This is a genomic window from Pseudomonadota bacterium (genome assembly GCA_030859565.1).
In the GTDB taxonomy this organism is placed as follows: domain Bacteria; phylum Pseudomonadota; class Gammaproteobacteria; order JACCXJ01; family JACCXJ01; genus USCg-Taylor.
Genome location: JALZJW010000006.1, coordinates 44932 through 52716 on the forward strand (window position 1 = coordinate 44932; position 7785 = coordinate 52716).

A 7785-nucleotide genomic window follows, 5' to 3' on the forward strand; every position below is an offset into this window, starting at 1 on the left:
TATGGTCGCGCCCTGGAGGATGTTCCATGTCTGACTGTCTTTTCTGCACCTTTCCTGAAAAGCATCCTGAGCTTGTCGTCTATTAATCGGAGCGATGGTCGGTGTTCCACACCTTCCGATTCTGGCCAGAAGGCTCCCTCGTGCTGGTTCCCAAGGTTCATGGATTGTTCCACGAGATCTCCGCAAAGGATTGGAAAGAGGCAGCGCCGATCATCGCTGGGGTTTCGCGCATGATCATCGAAATTGAGAAGCCGGACCGTACCTACGTCCTCTCGTTTGGGGAGGAGAACACGCATCTTCACATCATGATGGTCGTCAGGTGTCCCGAGCATCCGGCTGCCTATGGAGGCAAGCTCGGCCTGGATTTGGCATACGCAATAAGGTCGGAGAAACGGGAGCTCGATGCCAAATTGGTCGCGGCGAGCGTCAGTCGATACCGAGAGCGCGTGGCAGAGTACATAAAGCGCGCCTCTGCGTGAGATCAGGGCGGCGGTAGCGACGTGAGGTTCGCGCGCTACTTGGCCTCCCGCTACTTTCCCTTCGTCGACCTTCGTACGTACAGGTCGCGCGATCTCCCGCGCGACCTGATGGCGGCTGTTGCCCTGGTCTTCATGACCGTACCGCAGGGGGTTGCCTACGCTATTATCGCGGGGCTGCCACCGGCGATGGGCCTTTACGCGGCGGCAGTGCCCGCGGTCGTGGGCAGTCTGATGCGCAGCTCGCGTCACGTGGTGACCGGGCCGACCAATGCGGTGAGCCTGCTGGTGGGCGCCGCTGTTGCAGCCCAGGTTGGCGGCACACCCGCAGAGATCGGGGTGACGCTCGCGTTTACCGTGGGCTTGCTGCAGCTCTTCGCCGGCCTGGTCCGGATCGACGCACTGGTCGATTACATTTCGAACGCCGTTTTTCGTGGCTATATGACCGGGGCGGCGGTGTTGATCTTCGTCGGGCAGCTTCCGAACGTGACTGCAACCGCGGGGGCCACCGGCGACCTCGTCACGATGATGAGGGTGTGGCTGAGCGATATCGCCAGCACCAATGGCTTGTCCGTGGGTCTTGCCATCGGTACCGCGGTGGCGGTTCTCGGTCTGCGCAGGATCGATCCGCGCATCCCGGGGGCGATTCTTGCGCTGGTGGGAGGCATCGCGCTCGACGCCGTTGTCGACCTGAGGGCCCATGGTCTGAAGCTGGTTTCCGACCTGACGATGGCGCCGACTGGATTCGTTCCGTTCACGGTACCGAACTTCGCAGCAATGTCGGATCTTTTCCAAGCTGCGCTTGCGTGCGCCGTCTTATCGCTGGTCGAATCGAGCGCCGCGGCCCGGGCGATCGCCGCGCGGACCGCTCAGCGACTCGACATCGCCGCCGAGTTCTCGGGACAAGGATTGGCAAACGTTGCTGCTGGCCTGTTCGGCGGATATCCAGTTGGCGGGAGCCTCACGCGGTCGGTGCTCAACGAGCGCGCCGGGGCGGTCAGCCGGCTTTCCGGAGCGGCTTCCGGTGTGCTGATGCTGCTGGTTCTGCTTTTTCTTGGGCCGTTCGTCGACCGAACGCCGATCGCCAGCCTCGCTGGACTGGTGCTGGTCGTGGCGACCGATCTGATCGACAGACCGCGCATCCGCCGCGTCTTGTACGGAACGACCAGCGATCGAATCGCCTTTGTTGTGACACTCGTTGGGACGTGGATGCTGCCTTTGGACAAGGCGATCTATGTCGGCATCGCTATCAGCCTGGTGTTGTTTTTGCGCCGCGCAAGGCTGCTCGCCGTGCGCGAGATGGTCGTGGGCGATGACGGCCGCTTTCAGGAGATCGATCCGAAACCGGGCGGCGCGGTGCATCGTTGCGGAGCCATCCGCATTCTGAACGTAGCCGGCCCACTTTTCTTTGCCGTCGCCGGCGAACTCGAGGCGGCCCTCATCGCTGCGGCATCCGAGCCGGGCGTCCGCGTCGTCGTGCTCAGAATGCGGCAGGCGCAAGATCTCGACGCCACGACGGTGGCCGTCATCGAGGCGACCAGGGACAGGCTGGCGCGCGAGGGCAAGCGGCTGGTCTTGCTTGGCATGCGCGAAGCCGCGATAGAGCAGTTCGAGCGGACCGGCGCAGCCGAGCGGATAGGGCGGGAGAATCTGTTCGCCGCTCAGCCGGGGTGGTTCATCGCGATGGAGTCGGCGCTTGCACGTGCGCTCGAGCTTGCAGGGCCGCATGCGTGCCATGAGGGGGGCGAAGGCTGTCCGTTCGAACGCTACCTGGCCGCGGTCAAGCCAGCAGCTTCTTCACGATCCTTCCCTCCACATCCGTCAGGCGGAAGTTCCGACCCTGGAACTTGACGTCGTAGATCGTGAACGTGCACGACGTCCTCGACGGCGTTGAAGCCGAGCTCGTCGGTGCGGCTGAGGATTGCGCCTCGGGCCGATAAATATCCCGGAAAGTCCCCAATCCTGGACCCAGGACACGCGTGATTGACACCCAGCAGGTTAAGCAGTACCTTCACTCGAAAAAAGGACGTTTAAAAATCCTATACGTGAGGTGCGCATGATACCGTGGTCCGGCCTTTGTCGGTGGCACCGGCCAGGCGCTTGCTAAGCTCGAACAACAGTTCGATGCATCACACCGCTACGGCGCCGGCTATCCCGATGGCGCTTACTCGGTCGAGCACAGCAGTGATGTCTATCTAAATCGATCCCAACGTTCGGTTGCGCGCCAAATTCCGACAGCCGCTGTACCCCGAGACAGTGGCGGATCCGTTCGTCGCGATCGCTTCTGATTATGCGCGATCACAGCAAGCCTCGCTTACGTCGGGCTGGCCTGCTGCTAGGCATGAAGGCTGACTCCAACCACCCCACCCGTCGCAGTATTACAGCCATATCCAAAGGAGACAGAGAAATAACATGACCAGCAAGTTCAGAAAGATAAAACAAAGCGTGGTAGACACGAAGACCATCAACTCGGAGGTGCCAAATGGCTAAAAGACCAAACATCCTCTTCTTCCATGTCGATAACCTAGGCATGGGCGAATTGGGTTGCTACGGCGGCGGCATCCTGCGTGGAGCTGACACCAAGCGCATGGATCAGTTCTCCAAGGAAGGCGCCAAGCTGACGCACTACGTCGTCGAACCTCAATGCACGCCGACCCGCTCGGCTCTGATGACTGGACGTTTCCCGATCCGCTCCGGCAACCACACAATTGCCTTGGGTGGCAATGCGGGCGGATTAGTGGCATGGGAGAAGACCATAGCCGAAATCCTTGCCGATGCTGGCTACGTTTCGTCGTGCCTCGGCAAGTGGCACATAGGCGCGGAAGATGGGCGCTGGCCAACAGATCACGGCTTTGACGAGTGGTACGGTCCGCTTCGCACCTACGACGAATGCATGTGGCTGGAAGATCCGCATTACGTGCCGGAGCGCGACGGCTACTCCCATATGCACGAGGGCCGAAAAGGCAAAGGCGTGCGGGCGCTCAAAGATCAGCAACTCACCATGGACATGAAGAAGAACTGTGACCTCGAATACCAAAAGCGTGGGCTGGACTTCATGAAGCGCAGCGCGGCTGCGGACAAGCCGTTTTTTCTCTACTTCAATCATTCGCTGATGCATTTTCCAATGATCCCGCGCGACGAATTCAAAGGGGTCAGCACCAATGGCGATTGGGGCGACTGCCTGCTGATGCTGGACCACGACTTCGGCGTGCTGCTTGACCAGCTTGACGAGTTCGGGATCGCCGACAACACCATCGTTGTTATGTGTGGTGATAACGGAGCCGAAGATCACTTGGTAGGGCGGGGAACCGCTGGTTTCTTCGATGGCTCGTATTTCAGTTCGGCGGAAGGAGGCATTCGCACGCCGTTCCTCATTCGCTGGCCTGGCCATATCAAGCCAGGAACTGAGAGCAACGAGATGGTGCACGTCACCGACATGTTCACTACGTTGCTAGGGTTCGTCGGGTGCAAATCGCCAGCTGATCGGCTGATCGACGGCATAGACCAAGGCTCTTTCTTTCTGGGCGAACAGGAAACTTCCAATCGCGAATCCTGCATGGTATGGCTCAAGGACGAGCTGCACGCCGTCAAATGGAAAGACTTCAAGATCAACTTCAAACGCCAGCAGCACTTTCACGACCCGGAACTGCCGCTGGGCTTTGCCCGCATTACTCACCTGCAGGAGGACCCGAAAGAACGAGAGCCCGTCAGCCAGCGGTACGTGCGCTGGTGGGTGATGCAGCACGCGCAACGAATCGTACGGGAATTCGAGGACAGCACCAAGAAAGAACAGCTCATTCCGCCCGGATCGCCGATCGACTTCGTACCGAAAACCGGAGCGTCGTCCTAGACTCATGTCCGCACAGAAGGCAAGCGCGCAACCGCGGAAGAACCCGCCATCGCGGAGCGGACCAACGTCCGTTGCGATGGAGAAGGCGGGCCGCGCGGCTGACACAGCGGGCCGGGGACATATGATTTGGGTGCCGGGCGGCAGCTTCCTCATGGGTTCGAACCATTTTTACCCCGAGGAGCGCCCAGTTTGCCGGGAGACTGTCCGTGGATTCTGGATGGACTCACGTCCGGCGACCAACGCGGAGTTCCGGCAATTCGTCAGCGCGACCGGATACATCACCGGCTGCGAGCGCCCGCCCGATTCCGCTACGTACCCGCACGCCGACCCATCTCTCTTAGTGCCCGGTTCCCTGGTGTTTAGGAAGCCGAGTGGCCCCATGGATCTGCGTAACTATCGTGCCTGGTGGGAATACGCACCCGGGGCGGATTGGCGGCATCCCGAGGGTCCGGACAGCACCCTCAACGGTCGGGATGACCACCCGGTAGTTCACGTCACTTACGAGGATGCTTGCGCATACGCAGACTGGGCGGGAAAGGCGTTACCGATCGAATCCGAATGGGAATTCGCGGCCCGCGGCGGTCTGGAAGGCGCGCCTTACGCGTGGGGCGAAACGTTTGCTCCGGAGGGGCGGGCAATGGCTAACACCTGGCAAGGCCGATTCCCCTGGGAGAACCTCAAAGTCGATGGATACGAGGGCACCTCTCCGGTCGAGGCGTTTCCCGCAAATGGCTATGGGCTCTACGACATGACCGGCAACGTATGGGAGTGGACCGGGAGTTCCTTCACGCCGCGTCGCGCCGAAAACATAAAAAAATCCTGTTGCGTTCCGAGCGGGCCCGGCGGACATATCGCGCGCCGAGTGGTGAAAGGCGGTTCACATCTCTGCGCGCCCAACTACTGCCTACGCTACCGGCCGGCGGCGCGCCAAGGCGAGGCGGTTGACACCTCGGCCTGCCACATTGGTTTTCGCTGCGTCGTGCGTATGTCGAAGATTGAATGCAGGCTTTAGCCGTCGCGTCGCCCGCCTGGTCGCGCCCCAAGGGATGAAAGACGACGGTTTCGTCCACGCGATTGATGAACTCCGGACGAAAACGCTGCCCGACGTTTGCGGGCCGCTCAGCCGCACCATAATCGTGAGCGCGCAAACGTCGATGTCCCATCGTAGTGCACGCGGTCGGGCGACAGCACCCAGGCGGCGGAAGGTCCACAAGGGGACTTCGGCTCTCATCGCATGGACTCCACCCCCGACGTTCAGGGCATGGCGAGGACCGAGTGCTAGCTAGCGCTCGCGGCCGGCGGTCAAACGTCGCGGTGGCGATAACGGCCGTAGGTCTCGACCACCCAGCCGAAGAAAGGATCGGCCTCATGCTCGGTGCGAAACGCGGCCACGGCCTTTGGGAGATCCCGCGCATAGGCTGCGTTGGGGAGACACAGTGGCGCGAGCAAGGCACAGGCGGTGAGATCGGCCCTGGAGAAGCCTCCCGAGCCCGCCAGGTAGCGGCGCCCGCGCACGCCTCGTTCAGGTGCACCAAAGCGGCGCGCAGTTGCAACTCGGAGCGCGCGGCGTTCTCGGCGTCGATGCGCATGAGCGAGCGCATGGCGCGCCGCACGGCCGGGAAGATGAGGGCATAGAGCGGAGCCCCGTACCCGGCGCACCCTGCAAGAGAAACCGCGCCGCGAGCTTGCGCTCGGGTAGGATATGGAAATAAAACCAGCGGCGGATCGTGACCCCGATCTCGCGATCGAGGTAGCGCTCCCATTCGTGCGCCTCTTGCGCCGCGCTCGCCCCGACCGGGGTCAAGCGGGCGCCTGGACAGCGCTTGGCGAGGTAGTCGATGATTTCGGAGGAGCCCTGAATGACCCGCTCCCCATCGACGAGGATCGGGACATGGCTGCGCGGGGCCAAGCGCTCGGTGACGAGCCGGTGGGGGCCCGGGACGAGGTTGCGCGTGCGGTAGTCGAGCCCTTTGTAGTCGAGCGCCACGGGGCTTCTCGCAGTAGTGAGAGCATTCAAACTGATACAGCGTGAGCATCGGATCGTCCGCCGCCGCGACGGGTGGCCGTGGCTTTCAAAGTTTCCGTAACGAGATCCTCAGTCTATGGGGCTGAGAGCGCGCTAGCAAGCACGGCCGGCCGCGTTGAGCCGCCGGCGATATTGACGAACGACGGATGCCGGCCCAGGCGTCGTCGGCTTCGAGGGTGGCGATGGCCATGGATACCCCGAGCGGCCCTAATGCTTTTTTTGTAACGTAAGGTGACAACCCCGCCGGGCTCACACTAAGTTACGAACAGCACTCGCATACCACCCTGCCATGCGATATAAGAACACCGTGACGAAAGACAGCGTTCTCGTCGTTGACGATGATCGCGAGATCCGGACGCTCTTGTGCGATTACCTGGAGCAGAACGGTTATCGTGCCAATGCGGTTCCCAACGGAAAAGCGATGTGGGCAGCCCTTGAATCGAGCCACGTGGACCTCGTGGTGCTCGACCTCATGTTGCCCGGCGAGGATGGGCTCGCGCTCTGTCGCGAGATGCGAGCACGGATGGACACGCCGGTGATCATGTTGACCGCGCGTGGCGAGGAGATAGACCGCATCATCGGTCTGGAAATGGGCGCCGACGATTACTTGCCCAAGCCCTTCAATCCGCGTGAGCTGCTGGCGCGCGTGAAGAGCGTACTGCGCCGATCCCGAAGCCTGCCCCGCAACCTGCAGCCGGAAGACGCACGATTGATCCGGTTCGCCGGTTGGACGCTGGATCCCGCCCTGCGCCAGTTGACCTCCGCCGACGGCGTCGTCGTTCCGCTAGGCGGCGCCGAATACCGGTTGCTGCGGATACTGCTCAATCACTCCAACCGTGTTTTGAGCCGCGACCAGATCATGGAGCTGGCGAAGGGGCGAGAAACCGATCCCTTCGAACGCAGCATAGACGCCCAGGTGAGCCGGCTGCGCCAGCGGCTCCGCGACGACCCGCGGGAGCCTGTCATCATCCAGACCGTCCGCGGGGAGGGATACGTGCTCTCTGCTAGAGTGGAAGTAGTGAGATAGTGCTTCCCAAGTCTCTGTTCGGCAGGATGATCCTGATCCAGGTGCTGGGCCTCGTGGTGGCGGGCGGGGTCGGCGCGGCGATCCATTCCTGGGAGGTGGACAGGATCTTTGCACAAACCGACGCGGCCCAGGCCGCCCAGCGGATCGCCGACATCGTGAGTCTGCTCGACACGCTGGAGCCCGCCGAGCGCGGGAAAGTCGTCGCCATCCTCAACACCCGCCGGTGGTTTGCTTCGCTCGATCCGGCGGCAGCACAGCGCACCGGGGCCGGCGGACAACAACACCCGGCGCTGGCGACATTTGAAGACTGGGTGCGCCGAGCGCTCGGCAGTCGCGCCCTCAAGGTCGTCTTGGCCGATCAGGGTGCGACCGGCGCATCTTACCTCGTGCAGGCGCGCTTGACGGA

Annotated in this window: 7 protein-coding genes and 2 pseudogenes; 6 read left to right on the forward strand and 3 right to left on the reverse strand. The window is 62.1% G+C overall.

All coding sequences use genetic code 11. The features are described 5' to 3' along the window. The first annotated feature begins 140 nt into the window (after nucleotides 1-140). Both M3436_02045 and M3436_02050 read left to right on the forward strand, forming a co-directional pair. Nucleotides 141-479, forward strand: a complete 339-nt coding sequence (locus M3436_02045) for a hypothetical protein (protein MDQ3562953.1) — start codon at nucleotides 141-143, stop codon at nucleotides 477-479. Between the two features lie 132 nt (nucleotides 480-611). Beyond that, nucleotides 612-2075 (forward strand): annotated as a pseudogene (locus M3436_02050) (SulP family inorganic anion transporter). Nucleotides 2076-2256: 181 nt separating this feature from the next. Here M3436_02050 and M3436_02055 read toward each other — a convergent pair. After that, nucleotides 2257-2386: pseudogene (locus M3436_02055) on the reverse strand (DUF1501 domain-containing protein). Nucleotides 2387-2958: 572 nt separating this feature from the next. On the opposite strand from M3436_02055, the gene M3436_02060 reads away from it, so the two are divergent. Together M3436_02060 and M3436_02065 are read left to right on the forward strand one after the other, a co-directional pair. After that, nucleotides 2959-4326, forward strand: a complete 1368-nt coding sequence (locus M3436_02060; GenBank protein ID MDQ3562954.1) for an arylsulfatase — start codon at nucleotides 2959-2961, stop codon at nucleotides 4324-4326. A gap of 76 nt (nucleotides 4327-4402) precedes the next feature. Further along, nucleotides 4403-5338 carry a formylglycine-generating enzyme family protein gene (locus M3436_02065; GenBank protein MDQ3562955.1) on the forward strand — a complete coding sequence of 312 codons (936 nt, stop codon included), beginning with the start codon at nucleotides 4403-4405 and terminating at the stop codon, nucleotides 5336-5338. Between the two features lie 290 nt (nucleotides 5339-5628). On the opposite strand, the gene M3436_02070 is transcribed toward M3436_02065, so the two are convergent. Next, complete coding sequence (locus tag M3436_02070) at nucleotides 5629-5841, reverse strand: hypothetical protein (GenBank protein MDQ3562956.1); 213 nt, start codon at nucleotides 5839-5841, stop codon at nucleotides 5629-5631. 7 nt (nucleotides 5842-5848) lie between these two features. Further along, entirely contained in the window at nucleotides 5849-6313 is a 465-nt protein-coding gene (locus tag M3436_02075; protein MDQ3562957.1) for a glutathione S-transferase N-terminal domain-containing protein, read from the reverse strand. 328 nt (nucleotides 6314-6641) lie between these two features. Between M3436_02075 and M3436_02080 the strand changes: the two genes are divergently transcribed. Next, the gene (locus M3436_02080; protein ID MDQ3562958.1) at nucleotides 6642-7379 is read left to right on the forward strand and encodes a response regulator; all 738 of its coding nucleotides are present in this window, start codon (nucleotides 6642-6644) and stop codon (nucleotides 7377-7379) included. Next, on the forward strand, nucleotides 7379-7785 hold a 407-nt coding region (locus M3436_02085; protein MDQ3562959.1), incomplete at its 3' end, for a two-component sensor histidine kinase. The genes M3436_02080 and M3436_02085, both read left to right, overlap by 1 nt.

Bases quoted from the DNA above. Each gene is read 5' to 3' on its own strand.
- M3436_02060 (MDQ3562954.1), top strand. From the start codon at position 2,959: ATGGCTAAAAGACCAAACATCCTCTTCTTCCATGTCGATAACCTAGGC.
- M3436_02065 (MDQ3562955.1), top strand. From the start codon at position 4,403: ATGGAGAAGGCGGGCCGCGCGGCTGACACAGCGGGCCGGGGACATATG.
- M3436_02080 (MDQ3562958.1), top strand. From the start codon at position 6,642: ATGCGATATAAGAACACCGTGACGAAAGACAGCGTTCTCGTCGTTGAC.